This is a genomic window from Pseudomonas sp. c313, assembly GCF_055407145.1.
Genome location: NZ_JBUZRD010000001.1, coordinates 493,797 through 508,894, shown reverse-complemented (window position 1 = coordinate 508,894; position 15,098 = coordinate 493,797). Strand labels below are relative to the sequence as shown.

The following is a 15,098-nucleotide window of genomic DNA, read 5'->3' as shown; positions in this document are numbered from 1 at the left end:
GCCCTTTTCGACCGGAGATTTTCCATGTCCAGCCCAACTATTCACGGCATCATCGGCTACACCATCACCCCGTTCAGCGCAGGCGGCGAGCGCATTGACCTCGACGCCCTGGGCCGCTCCATCGACCGCTTGATTGACAGCGGCGTGCATGCCATCGCGCCGTTGGGTAGCACTGGCGAAGGCGCCTACTTGAGCGATGCAGAGTGGGATGAAGTCAGCGCCTACAGCATTCAAAAGGTCGCCAAACGGGTACCGACCATCGTCAGCGTCTCCGACCTGACCACCGCCAAGGCTGTGCGTCGTGCGCGTTTTTCCGAAAGTCATGGCGCCGATGTGGTGATGGTATTGCCCGCCTCTTACTGGAAGCTCAGCGAAGCGGAAATCCTCGCCCACTACCGCGCCATCGGCGACAGCATCGGCGTGCCGATCATGCTCTACAACAACCCGGCCACCAGCGGCACCGATATGTCGGTGGAGTTGATCCTGCGCATCGTCAAGGCTGTCGACAATGTGACCATGGTCAAGGAAAGCACCGGCGATATTCAGCGCATGCACCAGTTGCAACGCCTCGGCAACGGCCAGGTGCCGTTCTACAACGGCTGCAATCCGCTGGCCCTGGAAGCCTTTGCTGCGGGTGCCAAAGGTTGGTGCACCGCCGCACCGAACCTGATCCCACAACTCAATCTCGATTTGTACCAAGCGGTACTGGCCAATGACCTGAGCAAGGCGCGGGAGCTGTTTTATCGGCAGTTGCCATTGCTGGACTTCATCCTCAAAGGTGGATTGCCGGCAACGATCAAGGCGGGGCTGCGGCTGACCGGGTTGGAAGCGGGTGACCCAAGGTTGCCGGTATTTGCGTTGGGTGAAGCAGGTGTCGATCAGTTGCAAGGGTTGTTGGCAACGCTCAAATAAACCAACGATCGTTCCTACGCTCTGCATGGGAGCGATCTTCTCAGGTGAGGCTGTGTATTTCCCTAGAGACAAATAACAATAATTCTCGATATCATTCGCGACCTTACTGCACTGCGCTTCGTCAAGAAGGATATCCATGCCTCGTCTCAAGCCCGACCCGTTGTCGGCCGATGCCTTTCGCGGGTTCTATGCAGACATCCTGCATTACCTGCGCAAACGCACGGACAACGCCAGCGACGCGGCAGACATGACCCAGGATGTCTTTACCCAATGGCTGGATTACCACGACCGGGCCAAGGTCGAGCAGCCACGGGCATTTCTGTTTCAGATGGCACGCAATCTGCTGCGTGATCATTGGCGTAAACAGAAGGTGCGGCACATCGTTCACAACGAACAGGCCGAACGGGACGCCGAGCCGGTCACTGACGAGCAAAACGACCCCATGGCCGCCGCCCAACGCACCCAACGCCTGGAACAGTTGAAAGAAGTCCTCGCCGAACTCTCGCCCCGCAGGCGAGAAGCCCTTATGCTGCACCGCTTCGAAGGCTTGAGCCAGGCGCAGATCGCCGAGCGCATGGGCGTTTCCATCAGCATGGTGGAAAAGCACATCGCCTTTGCCCTGCTGCACTGCAAGCAGCGACTTCAACGAGAACACGGCAAGGAGCAGCCAGAATGACCCGCTTGAGCGACATCGATAGCCGTGAAATTGACGAGCACGACTCCATCGATGCCCAGGCCGCCGGCTGGTTTGCGCGCAACCGCAACGGCAGCAGCCACGCCGACCGCAAGGCATTTGCCAGTTGGCAGGCGGTACCGGCCCATGCCCGCGCCTACACCGAGTTCGAACAGTTGTGGGCCGACCTTGCAGAGCTGCAACAGCTGAATAAACCCGTTGCCCTGCCCACTCCTAAACCCGCACCCTGGCGCCCGACACTGGCCGTGGCGGCCGCGTTGGTCTGTGCCCTGCTGGCGAGCAATATCGGTGCACCGCGCGGGGTCTATCAGACAGAGGTCGCCGCCCAGGACAAAGGCATGCGTACGCTGAACTTGCCAGATGGCAGCACCTTGTACGTCAACGCCAACACCCGGTTGCGGGTTGATTTCAACGCACACCAGCGCATCGTCTACCTCGACCAGGGCCAGTTGTACCTAGAGGTAGCCGCCGATAAAGAGCGACCACTGTTCGTGCGCGCCGGTGATGCCAATATACGGGTGGTGGGCACCGGGTTCGATGTACGGCGCAGTCAGCAACAATTGGTGGTCAGCGTCGCTCACGGCCAGGTCGCCTTTGAACCTGACAGCAAGGCGACCGCCACTTTGCTGGGCGCACAGCAGCGCGCCATCTACAGCTATGCCAAGGGCACCCTGCAACAACAAATCCTGGCCGCCGGTGAGGTTGCCGACTGGCGCAGCGGGCACTTGTCCTTTCGCAACCGCGAACTGGCCAGCCTGATTGACGAGTTGGGGCTCTATCGACCAAAAGCCGTGTTGCTGGCCGATGGCGCGGTGGCGCAGTTGAAAGTCTCGGGCAATCTCGATGTGAATGACCCAGACGCACTGATCAATGCGCTGCCGGCGCTGTTGCCAGTAAAAACCGTGGCCCTGAGCGACGGAAAAATCAGGATCGAAGCGCGCAAGTAAGACCTCCCCTCACTACTTGAGAATATTTTTCATTCGCATGTGTGGATTTTTTTTCCTGCCGCGTCTTCCTCCGGTCTGCGTTTGATACGCATGCCTTTTTGGCTACTTAGCCGCTCTGGGGGATTTCATGTTTCGCGCGCCTTGCCATGCTCAACACCTGTTTCTTCGACCGACACTGATCGCCACCTGCCTGGCCTTCAGCCTCACGGCCCAGGCCGAGTCGTTCAAACTGCAATTGCCGGCCCAATCCCTGGCCACGTCCCTGAGCCAAGTGGCGCAACAGGCGAAAATCCAGCTGCTGTTTGATGAAGACCGGTTGAAAAACATCCAGGCGCCAGCCATCAACGGCGATTTCACCCCGGAAGTGGCGATCCGCTCCCTGCTGAAAAATGGCGAATTTACCCTGATCAAAGTGGGCAGCACCTATGTCGTGCGCCCCGAAGAAAGCAAGACCTCCAGCAGCAGCATCGTGCAACTGGACGCCTTGAGCGTGATCGGCACCGGCAATCAAGTCGACTCCAGCACAGTAGGCCGTTCCACCCTGACCCAGGCCGATATCGACCGTTACCAGCCCAACAACATTCCCAGCCTGTTGCAGACGCTGCCGGGTGTAAGCATGGGCGGCTCGATGAAGCCGGGCGGCCAGACCATCAATATTCGTGGCATGGGCGAAGCCGAGGACGTACCGATGACCGTCGATGGCGCAACCAAAAGTGGTTTCGAGCGCTATCAACAGGGCACGGTGTTTATCGAGCCTGAGCTGATCAAAAACATCGAGGTGGAAAAAGGCCCGCACTCGGCCTTCACCGGTAACGGCGGGTTTGGCGGTACAGTCAACATGATCACCAAGGATGCCCCCGACCTGCTCAAGGACGGTCGCAACAGCGGCGCCATGCTCAAGTACGGTTACTCCAGCAACGACCACGAACAGGTCTACAGCGGCGCCGCTTATGGCCGCACCGACGACGGCCGCTTCGATGCCCTGGCCTACCTGACCAAGCGCGACGGCGACGATATGAAGCTGGCAGATAGCCGTCCCGATCCCAGCAATCGGTTTCCGATCAACCCCAAGCGCCTGCCGAACAGCGCCCAGGATGTCGACGGCAAACTGTTCAAGCTGAACATGCACCTCACTGACGAGCACAGCGTCGGCATGTCCTATTCCCGTGCCAACAGTCAGCGCTGGACGCCGTTCTCAGCCAAGAGTTACCCGGACCCGCCGAGCCAGGCCAACATCGACCGCTATGGCTACAAGGGCGCGCTGAAACGCTTTTTGGCCAGCCGCGATACCGTCGACACCACGTGGTCCGGCAAGTACGAATACCAGCCCCTGGACAATCCGCTGGTGGACATGAAGCTCAGCTACTCGGAGTCCAATACCGACCAGACCGACGAACGCGACGCCACGGCCTTCTTCGGCCTCTCCACCGGTGGGCGCAAGATGGATACCTCCTACAAGGACAAGATCCTCGAACTGCGCAACATCAGCCTGTTTACCACCGGGCCGCTGGAGCATGCGCTGACCACCGGCGTACAGATCCGCAAGCACATCCGCGAAACCGAAAGCTGGATGCCAGGCGCAACCTACGACACCCCCAAATTCAACTACGGGCATTTCCAGCCGGCCTTCATGCCCCACGGCAAGGTCGACACCAATGCGTTCTACATCCAGGACGCGGTCACCCTGGGCGACGTGACCATCACCCCGTCGCTGCGCTATGACCATGTGCGCAATCGCGGCGAAGAAAACGATGCGCCGTATTACAGCAGCACCAATCCGTCCTTCGGCCACGACTACAGCGACCGCACCTACACCGGCTGGTCGCCGCGCCTGGCGGCGTTCTGGAAAGTCACGCCGGATGTGGCGTTGTTCGCCAACTGGAGCCGCACCTGGCGCGCGCCAGTGATCGACGAACAGTACGAAGTTCAGGGCCTGGGCAACCGCACCGCCACCAGCGTCGACCTCGACCCGGAACGCATTACTGCCATCACCGTAGGCAACATCACCGACTTCGCCAACGTCATCGCCAAAGGCGACAACCTGCAACTGCGCACCACGCTGTTCCATAACAAGATCGAAGACGAGATTTTCAAGGCCACCGGCGTGGGCTGTGAGAATCAGACAATTGTCGGTGGGACGATTTCCGAGTCGTGCAAGGGCATGCCGGCCATGTCCAACTACCGCAACGTCGGCAGCATGACCATCAAGGGCTTCGAGGTCGAAAGCTACTACGACTCAACCTACCTGTTCGGCTCTCTGACCTACTCGTGGACCACCGGCAAACGGGAAAACCCTTACACCAACCCATGGGGCACCCACGTCTGGGCCCGTGATATTCCACCGGCCAAATGGGTCGCCGTGGTGGGCACCAAAATCCCGAGCTGGGACGCGAAAGTGGGCTGGCAAGGGCAGTTCGTGCGCAAGACCGACCGCCTGCCGAGTGACAAATACTCAGAAGGCATCGGCAGCTCCCTCGGTGACAGGTTCTATGACCAATACGCCAACGACAGCTACGATACCCAGGGCCTGTTCGCCAACTGGAAACCGCAACAGGCGTATCTCAAAGGCACCGAGGTCAACTTCACCGTCGACAACCTGTTCAACCGCAGCTACCTGCCGGCGTTGAGCGGTGACAGTGCCTACAGCGTAGGACGCAATGCCAAGATCAGCGTGACGCGGTTTTTCTGAAATACAGGACCGCGTCAACAGCCATATCAGTTGAGGAGTGGAACGAGGCTACGTAGCTGGATTTTACAAGGACTGCGTCCTCGTTTCACTCGACCGCTGCTACGAGGGAATATCTGCACAAAAATCGCCGTAGCCGTTGTCGAGCCCCAGCGAGGCTACGTCGGCCACACCACCGCCATCAGATCAGCCCCCAGCACCGAGGAACAGAGTATCTACGGGCCAGCGTGAAGACCGGCCCGTTGCCCAACTAAATCTTCAGTGCTTCGGGTTTGGTACTCACCAGGCTCAACCCCGGTATCTGGGCGCGCTGCTTGCTCAAATAGCGGGTACAACTCACCCGCAGAAACGAAGCAAAATTCACCACCTCCCCGCGGTAATCCATCACTTCTTCATACAGCTTGGTAATCAACTGATTGGTGGTCATGCCATCCACCGCGGAGATTTCGCCGAGGATGTCCCAGAACTGGTTTTCCAGGCGCAGGGTGGTCACTACCCCGCAGATGCGCAGGGAGCGCGAGCGGGATTCGTAGAGAATCGGGTCGGCCTTGACGTACAGCTCGCACATGGCGATGACCTCCGGTTTACAAGGTGATTTTCGTGCCCAGCAGGCCGAGGAAACCCGCCAGCCAGCTCGGATGCGCTGGCCAGGCCGGGGCCGTGACCAGATTGCCCTGGACATGACTGTCGGTCACCGGGATATCGATGAACGTAGCGCCCGCCAGTCGCACTTCCGGCGCGCACGCCGGGTAGGCGCTGCATTCGCGGCCGTCAAGAATACCCGCCGCCGCCAGCAACTGCGCACCGTGGCACACGGCGGCAATGGGCTTGCCAGCCTGGTCGAAAGCCTTCACCAGTTGCAGGACTTTTTCATTCAGGCGCAGGTATTCAGGAGCGCGACCACCGGGCACCAGAAGCGCGTCGTAGTCGGCGGCGTCAACGTTGGCAAAGTCGGCATTCAAGGCAAACAGGTGGCCGGGTTTTTCGCTGTAGGTCTGGTCGCCTTCAAAATCATGGATCGCTGTGCGCACCGTCTGGCCGGCGCGCTTGTCCGGGCAGACGGCGTGGACAGTGTGACCGACCATCAGCAGCGCCTGGAACGGCACCATCACTTCATAGTCTTCGACGTAATCGCCGACCAGCATCAGGATTTTTTTCGCGGCCATGGGGGCATTCCTCCGGTAGAACGGTTGGGCAGACAGAAGTAGCCAAGATAGACCCGGGCGTTTGAGCGGGGTAATGACCCGCTACTACATCGCTCTTTGCATGAGCCCGCCCGCACCTACAAAGGGGCGTGTTCAGTTCAAGTAACCATCCGCCCGCAGCAGGGTTTCCAGGCAGTGCTCAGTGATGTGGTAGAACGCCTTCAGCTCCTGGATTTTCACCAGCAACTGGGCATTGTCCACCGGCTCCGAGCGTTTGACGGCAAGGATCATCTTGTTCTTGTTGGTGTGTTCCAGGGAGATAAACTCGAAAACCTTGGTCTCGTAGCCGCAGGCTTCCAGGAACAGCGCCCGCAGGCTGTCGGTGACCATTTCCGCCTGCTGGCCCAGGTGCAGGCCGTATTGCAGCATCGGCTTGAGCAACACCGGGCTCTGGATTTGCAAGCGGATCTGCTTATGGCAGCACGGCGAACACATGATGATCGACGCGCCGGAACGGATACCGGTATGGATCGCGTAGTCGGTGGCGATGTCACAGGCATGCAGGGCGATCATCACGTCCAATTCGCTGGGCGCCACAGTGCGTACGTCACCGCACTTGAATACCAGCCCCGTGTGCTCCAGGCGGGCAGCGGCGTTATTACACAGCGTCACCATGTCTTCGCGCAGCTCGACGCCGGTCACCTGGCCGTCGGCCTTGAGGGTGTTACGCAGATAGTCGTGAATGGCGAAGGTCAGGTAGCCCTTGCCCGAACCGAAATCTGCGACCCGCACTGGCTGATCCAGCTGCAACGGTGACGTGGTCAGCGCATGGCTGAACACCTCGATGAACTTGTTGATCTGCTTCCACTTGCGCGACATCGCCGGGATCAGCTCGTGTTTGGCGTTGGTCACGCCCAGGTCGGCGAGGAACGGCCGGCTCAGGTCGAGGAAGCGGTTTTTCTCGCGGTTGTGCTCGGCGGACGGTGCTTCGCGCAGCTGTTGCGGTTTACTTTTGAACAGCGAGCTTTTGTTCTTCTTGCTGTATTCCAGCTGGGCTTCGTCGGTGACCGACAGCAGGTGCGCGTTCTTGAACGAGGCCGGCAACAGCTCGGCAATCGTCGCTACGCCCTCTTCAAGGGAGAAGTTCTTGGTGATGTCGCGGGTCTTGTAGCGGTAGACGAAGGACAGGCAAGGCTGATCCTTGACCGTCAGTTGCTTGATGATCAGCCGTTGCAGCTCGGCTTCTTCACCGACGTACTTGGCCAGCACCAGTTTGATAAAGGCGTTTTGCTCAAGGCTCGCGGTCAGCAGTTCAAGGAACTGCGCGTGATGATCCGGCGCGGGGCTGGCAGGTTTAGCGGTGACAGACATGAACAAAAACGCCTCGGGCTGGGAATGCCGGGCATTTTAGGGGGGATGGGGCTTTAGGGCACGGGGTTATTTGACCAATGGTCGGTGACACACCGCCGATGATCGTTCCCACAAAGTGGGAACGATCAGTTGCTACTCCAACACCACCAACCGATTGGGCAACTCATTACGCGTCTGCGTCACTGGCACATGCACCTTGAGCAATTCCCCGCAGGCTTCAATACAGGCGATAAACCCGGCCAAGGTCTGGCCTTGTTTCACCTGTTGGGTAAAGGCGCTGACGATGGCGTCCCAACTGCTGTTATCCAGGCGTTTGGAAATGCCGTCATCCACCAGGATCTCCACATAACGCTCGGCCTCGCTGACAAAGATCAGCACGCCAGTGCGGCCCAGGGTGTGGTGCAGGTTCTGCTCCAGGAACTGCCGTCGTGCCAGGTTCGACGCCCGCCAATGACGCACCGAGCGAGGGATCAGCCGGGTGGTGATCTTCGGCAAGCGAAAGATCAGGCACAGCACGATGAACGTCGCCCATTGCGCCAGCAGCAAGGTGTGCATGGTCAGCCAGCCGGACAGGTAATGCACGATACCCGGCACCACCAACGCCACCAGGCTGGCCCACAACAGCGGGATATAGGCATAGTCGTCGGCGCGGGCCGCCAGTACGGTCACCAGCTCCGCGTCGGTCTGTTGCTCGACCTTGGCAATCGCTTCGGCGACCTGGCGTTGCTCGTGTTCACTCAGTAATGCCATGGTTGTAGATGCTCTTTAGTTATTGTCATTACCAGCCGCCCGAGGCCCCGCCACCGCCGAAACCACCGCCGCCGCCTCGGAACCCTCCGCCGCCGCCACCGCCGCCACGTCCACTGCTGCTAAGGATCGCCAGCAGGATCGCGCCTACCGGCAGCCCCATGCGGTTGCACAGCCACAACACCACCAGCAGCATAATGAACAAGCCGATGGAGAACACCGGATTGTCCTTGGCAAAGTTGGCGTCCGCCACGTGGGCCGGCACAGCCAGCGGGTCGCCGCCCACCACCTGCAGCATTGCCGCGACACCGTCACTGATGCCCTTGCTGAAATTGCCGGTCTTGAACGCCGGAGCAATCACCTGATTGATGATTACCCAGGACTGCGCATCGGTGAGCACGCCTTCCAGGCCGTAGCCGACTTCGATGCGCAACTGGCGCTCATCCCGGGCAACGATCAACAGCGCGCCGTTGTCCTTGCCCTTCTGGCCAATGCCCCAGTGGCGTCCCAATTGATAACCGTAGTCTTCAATAGGCACGCCTTGCAGGTCGGGCACCGTGACGACCACGATCTGGTCGCCGCTGGTTTGCTCCAGCGCCTGCAATTGCTGGGTCAGTTGCTCGCGCACCGCCGGGTCGATCATCTGGGCGCTGTCCACCACCCGCCCGGTCAGCGCCGGAAACGTCAGCGCCGCCTGGGCGGTGGTCACACATGCCAGGAGCCACAGCGCCAGGCCTATCCTTAGTACACGCATCTACACCTCATTGAAGCCTGATCAGAACTTCACTTGCGGCGCTTTATCGGCATCGGCACTGGTAGCTTCGAAGTTCGCGCGAATCGGCAAGTCGCTGTACATCACGCTGTGCCACAGGCGACCGGGGAAGGTACGGATCTCGGTGTTGTAGGCCTGCACAGCAGCAATAAAGTCGCGACGGGCCACGCTGATACGGTTTTCCGTGCCTTCAAGCTGCGATTGCAGGGCCAGGAAGTTCTGGTTGGCCTTCAGGTCCGGATAACGCTCGGACACCACCATCAAACGGCTGAGGGCGCCGCTCAAACCATCCTGGGCTTGCTGGAACTGCTTGAGTTTTTCCGGGTTGTCGAGGGTGCTGGCATCGACCTGGATCGAGGTGGCCTTGGCCCGCGCTTCAATCACGGCGGTGAGGGTGTCCTGCTCATGGGCGGCGTAGCCCTTGACCACTGCCACCAGGTTGGGGATCAGGTCAGCGCGCCGTTGATACTGGTTCTGCACCTGGGCCCAGGCGGCCTTGGCCTGTTCGTCCAGAGTGGGAATCTTGTTGATGCCGCAACCGCTCAGCACCGTGCTGATCAGTAGCAATGCCGCGGCTTTCCAGCCCCATCGAAAACCTTGTGCTGCTTGCATGGTGTTTCTCCTGCCGACCCTATGGAATTTGACGACTAACCCTTTCATCACGCGCTTGGGGCATAATCCGCCACCACTGGATTGCATCGAGCCAATCAGCTAAAAGATGCCCAGCGCGTATAAGTGTTCAGAAGTGTGCTGCATTTATCTGAACAACACCCGAACAACAATAGACGCTCCCCACATTTTGGCCGAGCAGCGCTCCCAGTCAGCTCTGCACAGCGAGTCAAAAAAAGGATATCCATGAAGAAGCTGTGTTTGCTCGGCCTTGTTGCCACTCTAGCCAGTCACCCCGTATTTGCCGAGACAAAGCCCGCTGCGCTCAAGGACAAGGACGCCTTCGTCAGCGACCTGATGAAACAGATGACCCTCGATGAAAAGATCGGCCAGTTGCGCCTGATCAGCATCGGCCCGGAAATGCCTCGGGAAATGATTCGCAAGGAAATCGCCGCGGGCAACATCGGTGGCACTTTCAATTCGATCACCCGTCCGGAAAACCGTCCGATGCAGGACGCAGCCATGCGCAGCCGCTTGAAGATCCCGATGTTCTTCGCCTATGACGTGATCCACGGCCACCGGACCATTTTCCCCATCAGCCTGGCCCTCGCTTCCAGCTGGGACATGGACGCTATTGGCCGCTCCGGGCGCGTTGCTGCCCAGGAAGCCTCCGCCGACAGCCTCGACATCACCTTCGCGCCGATGGTCGACATCTCCCGCGACCCGCGCTGGGGCCGCACTTCCGAAGGTTTTGGCGAAGACACCTACCTGGTGTCGCGCATTGCCGAGGTGATGGTCAAGGCCTTCCAGGGCACCAGTGCCGCCAAGGCCGACAGCATCATGGCCAGCGTCAAGCACTTCGCCCTGTACGGCGCGGTGGAAGGCGGTCGCGACTACAACGTGGTCGACATGAGCCCGGTGAAGATGTACCAGGATTACCTGCCGCCCTACCACGCAGCGATCAAGGCCGGTGCCGGCAGCGTGATGGTGGCCCTGAACTCCATCAACGGCGTGCCCGCCACCGCCAACACCTGGTTGATGAACGACCTGCTGCGCAAGGAGTGGGGCTTCAAGGGCCTGGCCGTGAGCGATCACGGCGCCATCTTCGAACTGATCAAGCACGGCGTGGCGAAAGACGGTCGCGAAGCGGCCAAACTGGCGATCAAGGCTGGTATCCACATGAGCATGAACGACCAGCTCTACGGCAAGGAATTGCCCGTTTTGCTGAAGTCCGGCGAGATCGAACAAAGCGACATCGACAACGCTGTGCGCGAAGTGCTCGGCGCCAAGTACGACATGGGCCTGTTCGCCGACCCGTACCTGCGTATCGGCAAGGCCGAGGATGACCCGGTCGACACCTACGCCGAAAGCCGTCTGCACCGCGCCGAAGCCCGTGACGTAGCCCGCCGCAGCCTGGTGTTGCTGAAAAATCAGAACGACACCCTGCCGCTGAAAAAATCCGCCACTATCGCCCTGGTGGGCCCGCTGGCCAAGGCGCCGATCGACATGATGGGCAGTTGGGCCGCCGCCGGCAAACCCGCGCAATCGGTGACACTGCTGGACGGCATGAACGCCGTCATCGGCGAAAAAGGCAAGGTGATCTACGCCAGAGGCGCCAACATCACTGCTGACAAAGCGGTGGTCGACTACCTGAACTTCCTCAACTTCGACGCCCCGGAAGTGGTGGACGACCCGCGCTCGGCGCAGGTGATGATCGACGAAGCGGTCAAGGCCGCCAAGCAGGCTGACGTTGTCGTTGCGGCCGTGGGCGAGTCCCGTGGCATGTCCCACGAATCGTCCAGCCGCACCGACCTGAACATCCCGCAAAGCCAGCGGGACCTGATCAAGGCCTTGAAAGCCACCGGCAAACCGCTGGTATTGGTGCTGATGAATGGCCGTCCGCTATCGATTCTCGAAGAGAACCAACAGGCTGACGCGATCCTGGAAACCTGGTTCGCCGGTACCGAAGGCGGTAACGCCATTGCCGACGTGCTGTTCGGCGACTACAACCCCTCGGGCAAGCTGCCAATCACCTTCCCGCGCTCGGTAGGGCAGATTCCCACCTACTACAACCACCTGAGCATTGGTCGGCCGTTTACGCCGGGCAAACCGGGCAACTACACCTCGCAGTACTTCGATGACACCACCGGGCCGCTGTTCCCGTTCGGTTATGGCCTGAGCTACACCAACTTCAGCCTGTCGGACATGGCGCTGTCGTCCACCACCCTGAACAAGACCGGCAAGCTCGACGCCAGCGTGACGGTGCAAAACACCGGCAAGGTGGATGGCGAAACCGTGGTGCAGTTGTATATCCGGGATGTGGCCGGCTCGATGATTCGCCCGATCAAGGAGTTGAAGAACTTCCAGAAGATCATGCTCAAGGCTGGGGAAGAGCGCGTTGTGCACTTCACCATCACCGAGGAAGACTTGAAGTTCTACAACACCCAGCTGAAATTCGCCGCAGAACCGGGCGAGTTCAATGTGCAGATCGGGCTGGACTCGCAGGATGTGAAGCAACAGAGCTTTGAATTGCTCTAACAGAGAGAAAGTGATGTGTTCCCTTGTGGCGGGCGGGCTTGCCCGCCCGCCACAATAAGCCTTCTCACTACAACAGTTTCTTAGCCTCTTCGGTCCAGCAAATTGACCACCAAGCGGTCAATCCAACCCCACACCCGCTGCTTGACCCGTCGCCATAACGGCCGCGCCTTCCATGCCTCCAGGCTCACCGCCTGGCTCTGGGCAAAGTCGCGCTCGAAACTGCCCGCCACCGCCAGCGTCAACGCAGGGTCCAGCGCTTCCAGGTTGGCTTCCAGGTTGAAGCGCAGGTTCCAGTGATCGAAGTTACACGAGCCGATACTCACCCAGTCATCCACCAGCACCATCTTCAGGTGCAGGAAGCACGGCTGGTATTCGAAGATCTTCACCCCAGACCTGAGCAGACGCGGGTAGTAACGGTGCCCGGCGTAGCGCACCGACGGGTGATCGGTACGCGGCCCAGTGAGCAGCAAACGCACATCGACACCACGCCCCGCCGCTCGGCGCAGGGAACGACGCACGCTCCAGGTGGGCAGGAAGTACGGCGTGGCCAGCCAGATGCGCTGCTGGCCGCTGTTCAGCGCGCGGATTAACGATTGCAGGATATCGCGATGTTGACGGGCGTCAGCGTAAGCCACCCGGCCCAGACCATCCCCGGTGGCCGGCACCTTGGGCAAACGCGGCAGGCCAAAGTTGGTCGCAGGCTTCCAGGCGGTGCGGTCATCGTTGGCTAGCCATTGCCGGTCGAACAACGCCTGCCAGTCCAGCACCAGGGGGCCAGTGATTTGCACCATCACCTCGTGCCAGTCGCAGGTATCTTGCCCCGGCGTCCAAAATTCGTCGGTCACACCCGTACCGCCAACGACGGCGATGGTCTGGTCGATCAACAGCAATTTGCGGTGATCGCGGTAGAAGTTGCGCACCCAACGGCGCCAACTCAGGCGATTGTAGAAACGCAGCTCTACACCGGCATCGATCAAGCGCCGACGCAGGCTAAGGGTAAATGCCAGGCTGCCATAATCATCGAACAGGCAACGCACTCGTACGCCGCGTTCTGCTGCCTGGACCAGTGCCTGGACCATGGCCTCGGCGCAAGCGCCCGCCTCCACCAGGTACAGCTCCAGCTCCACCTGTTGTTCGGCGCGGGCAATACCCACCAGCATCTGCGGGAAAAAATTGGGGCCGTCGATCAACAACTCGAAACGGTTGGCGCTGCGCCAGGGGAACACCGCGCCGCTCATGTCAACGCGCCGTGAAAATCAGCACCGCACCCACCGGCACCGACAGGCTGATCGCTTCCAGGCCAGCCGCTTTACGCAAGGCGGCTACCCCTGGCAGCAGGTCGAAATCTTCGGCGTGGAGCACCAGCGGTTCCAGGGTCACCACCTGGAAACGCCGGTCATCGAGGCGGGTCGCCAGCAGTTCGCTGTCGTAGGTCTGGGTCTTGCCGTGCAACGTCACCGACAGTGGCAGGCGCAGTTCCAGTTGCGCGCCGGCGGCCAGGTCGTTGATCGGTTGCAGATTGATCTGGGCGCTGATCAGCGCGTCGGGAAAGGTCTTGATCTCGAACAACTCATTGCGCATGCGCTCGTCACGCAGGGGAATGCCGCTGTTGACCGACTCCAACTCAACCTCAAGCTGCGCCGCGCCGTTGCTGTCGACCTTGCCGTGCAGCACCAGGAAGCGGTGGACTTCAGCAATGTTGGTGTTCTTGGTGGTGACAAACGACAGACGTGAGGATTCGTTGTCCAGGTACCAGTCGGCGTGGGCAGGCACAGCGGCACCGGCCAGCAGCAAGAAGGCGAAGGGTTTGAACAGGGACGTGTTGGACATAAGGACTCGTGGGGCGAAAAACCTGAGCGAACAGTAGCAAAGACCCCGTGTAGGAGCGAGCTTGCTCCTACAGACAGAGCGCCTGCTGCACATTCCGAACCGTCGATGCCAGGCTGGCCAGGTGCAAACTCAACACCCGCTCCACCGGCGCCTGGTGCATCGGCCAGTGCAGCGCCATGCTGCCCACCAGCCGGCCATCGGCGCGCACCGGCAAGGCCACGGCGCGAATCAGGAACGGCAGGCGCACCGGGTATTCCCAATGACCTTCGGTGCGCTGGCCAAAGCCCTGATGCTGGGATTGCTCGCAAGCGCGGTACTGCTCATCCGCCGCCACCTGATCACGGCCAGCCAGGCGCTGCACTTCATCGTGTGACAGTTGCGCCAGACACGCCTTGCCCATCGCCGAGTGAAACAGGCTGGCATGCTGGCCAACGATCTGGCAGTTGTTCGGATAGAGCTTGCGTAACACCGTGGGGATCGCGCTCTCCATCACCTCCAGGCGCTCGCCATCGAAGCTAGACAAGTCCACCACCAGCCCGGTGCGCTCGCTGAGATCCAGCAGCCAGGGCGCCGCGCTTTCCACCAGGTGGCGCTTGAAGCGTTGCTGGGTATCACCAAACAAACGCTGGGCGCTCAAGCGATAACGCCGGTCGCTCAAGCCACGGAAAATCCAGCCCTGTTCCTGCAAGGTCAGCAACATCCGCGACACCGTGGCCTTGGGCAGGTGGGTCAGGTAATGCAACTCTTCCAGCCCCAGCGCCTGATGCTCGCCAAGCAATTCGATGATTGCCAGCGCCCGCTCCACTGAACGCACGGTGCCCGTGTCGGCGTTGCTGCCCATAGGTCG

General features: G+C 60.3%; 14 protein-coding genes. 5 read left to right on the top strand and 9 right to left on the bottom strand.

Going from position 1 to position 15,098, the window contains the following annotated elements:
- The first annotated feature begins 24 nt into the window (after positions 1-24).
- The 4 genes from ACZRKZ_RS02425 to ACZRKZ_RS02410 all read left to right on the top strand — a co-directional run bounded on the left by ACZRKZ_RS02425 (position 25) and on the right by ACZRKZ_RS02410 (position 5,242).
- Positions 25-912, top strand: a complete 888-nt coding sequence (locus tag ACZRKZ_RS02425; protein ID WP_463980608.1) for a dihydrodipicolinate synthase family protein — start codon at positions 25-27, stop codon at positions 910-912.
- Between the two features lie 136 nt (positions 913-1,048).
- Positions 1,049-1,588 (top strand): RNA polymerase sigma factor, encoded by a 540-nt coding sequence (locus tag ACZRKZ_RS02420; protein ID WP_463980607.1) that lies wholly within the window; start codon positions 1,049-1,051, stop codon positions 1,586-1,588.
- On the top strand, positions 1,585-2,553 hold the full coding sequence (locus tag ACZRKZ_RS02415; protein ID WP_463980606.1) for a FecR family protein: 969 nt from the start codon (positions 1,585-1,587) through the stop codon (positions 2,551-2,553). Before ACZRKZ_RS02420 ends, ACZRKZ_RS02415 begins: the two co-directional genes overlap by 4 nt.
- A 127-nt stretch (positions 2,554-2,680) precedes the next feature.
- Positions 2,681-5,242, top strand: coding sequence for a TonB-dependent receptor (locus ACZRKZ_RS02410; protein ID WP_463980605.1), 2,562 nt, complete (start codon positions 2,681-2,683; stop codon positions 5,240-5,242).
- 247 nt (positions 5,243-5,489) lie between these two features.
- Here the strand turns inward: ACZRKZ_RS02410 and ACZRKZ_RS02405 are convergent, their stop codons facing one another.
- The 6 genes from ACZRKZ_RS02405 to ACZRKZ_RS02380 all read right to left on the bottom strand — a co-directional run bounded on the left by ACZRKZ_RS02405 (position 5,490) and on the right by ACZRKZ_RS02380 (position 9,886).
- The gene (locus ACZRKZ_RS02405; protein ID WP_463980604.1) at positions 5,490-5,807 is read right to left on the bottom strand and encodes a ribbon-helix-helix domain-containing protein; all 318 of its coding nucleotides are present in this window, start codon (positions 5,805-5,807) and stop codon (positions 5,490-5,492) included.
- A 16-nt stretch (positions 5,808-5,823) separates the two neighbouring features.
- On the bottom strand, positions 5,824-6,405 hold the full coding sequence (locus ACZRKZ_RS02400) for a DJ-1/PfpI family protein (protein WP_463980603.1): 582 nt from the start codon (positions 6,403-6,405) through the stop codon (positions 5,824-5,826).
- A gap of 132 nt (positions 6,406-6,537) precedes the next feature.
- Entirely contained in the window at positions 6,538-7,755 is a 1,218-nt protein-coding gene (locus ACZRKZ_RS02395) for a class I SAM-dependent methyltransferase (protein WP_463968306.1), read from the bottom strand.
- Between the two features lie 132 nt (positions 7,756-7,887).
- Entirely contained in the window at positions 7,888-8,505 is a 618-nt protein-coding gene (locus ACZRKZ_RS02390; protein ID WP_463980602.1) for a TPM domain-containing protein, read from the bottom strand.
- A 28-nt stretch (positions 8,506-8,533) separates the two neighbouring features.
- Positions 8,534-9,256: a TPM domain-containing protein gene (locus ACZRKZ_RS02385; protein ID WP_463968304.1), complete on the bottom strand. Its 723-nt coding sequence runs from the start codon at positions 9,254-9,256 to the stop codon at positions 8,534-8,536.
- Between the two features lie 21 nt (positions 9,257-9,277).
- Entirely contained in the window at positions 9,278-9,886 is a 609-nt protein-coding gene (locus ACZRKZ_RS02380) for a LemA family protein (RefSeq protein ID WP_133099310.1), read from the bottom strand.
- Between the two features lie 243 nt (positions 9,887-10,129).
- Between ACZRKZ_RS02380 and bglX the strand changes: the two genes are divergently transcribed.
- Positions 10,130-12,421 carry a beta-glucosidase BglX gene (gene bglX / locus ACZRKZ_RS02375; RefSeq protein ID WP_463980601.1) on the top strand — a complete coding sequence of 764 codons (2,292 nt, stop codon included), beginning with the start codon at positions 10,130-10,132 and terminating at the stop codon, positions 12,419-12,421.
- Between the two features lie 80 nt (positions 12,422-12,501).
- Here bglX and ACZRKZ_RS02370 read toward each other — a convergent pair whose 3' ends face one another.
- The 3 genes from ACZRKZ_RS02370 to ACZRKZ_RS02360 form a co-directional block, all read right to left on the bottom strand.
- Positions 12,502-13,659, bottom strand: coding sequence for a phospholipase D-like domain-containing protein (locus tag ACZRKZ_RS02370; RefSeq protein ID WP_463968301.1), 1,158 nt, complete (start codon positions 13,657-13,659; stop codon positions 12,502-12,504).
- Between the two features lies 1 nt (position 13,660).
- A complete protein-coding gene (locus ACZRKZ_RS02365; RefSeq protein WP_463980600.1) occupies positions 13,661-14,251 on the bottom strand; it encodes a YceI family protein in 591 nt (196 codons plus the stop codon).
- A 67-nt stretch (positions 14,252-14,318) separates the two neighbouring features.
- Positions 14,319-15,092 (bottom strand): IclR family transcriptional regulator, encoded by a 774-nt coding sequence (locus tag ACZRKZ_RS02360; RefSeq protein ID WP_463968299.1) that lies wholly within the window; start codon positions 15,090-15,092, stop codon positions 14,319-14,321.
- Between the last annotated feature and the right edge of the window lie 6 nt (positions 15,093-15,098).